Source organism: Drancourtella massiliensis, from assembly GCF_016900655.1.
Lineage (GTDB): Bacteria > Bacillota > Clostridia > Lachnospirales > Lachnospiraceae > Sellimonas > Sellimonas catena.
Map to the genome: position 1 here is coordinate 1 of NZ_JACJKH010000126.1, position 299 is coordinate 299.

The following is a 299-nucleotide window of genomic DNA, read 5'->3' on the forward strand; positions in this document are numbered from 1 at the left end:
TGGGCTCGGAGATGTGTATAAGAGACAGGTACTGTGAAGGAAAGGTGAAAAGGACCCCGTGAGGGGAGTGAAAGAGAACCTGAAACCCTGTGTTTACAAGCTGTGGAAGAACGAAAAATGTTCAACCGCGTACTTTTTGTAGAACGGTCCGGCGAGTTACGCTGGCAGGCGAGGTTAAGGACTAAAGGTCCGGAGCCGAAGGGAAACCAAGTCTTAAGAGGGCGGTCATAGTCTGTCAGAGTAGACCCGAAACCGGGTGATCTATCCATGTCCAGGTTGAAGTTGCCGTAAAAGGCAAT

At 50.2% G+C, this 299-nt stretch carries 1 rRNA gene; it reads left to right on the top strand.

The features are described 5' to 3' along the window. Window positions 1–299 (top strand): 23S ribosomal RNA (locus H6A32_RS16040); the annotation flags it as partial.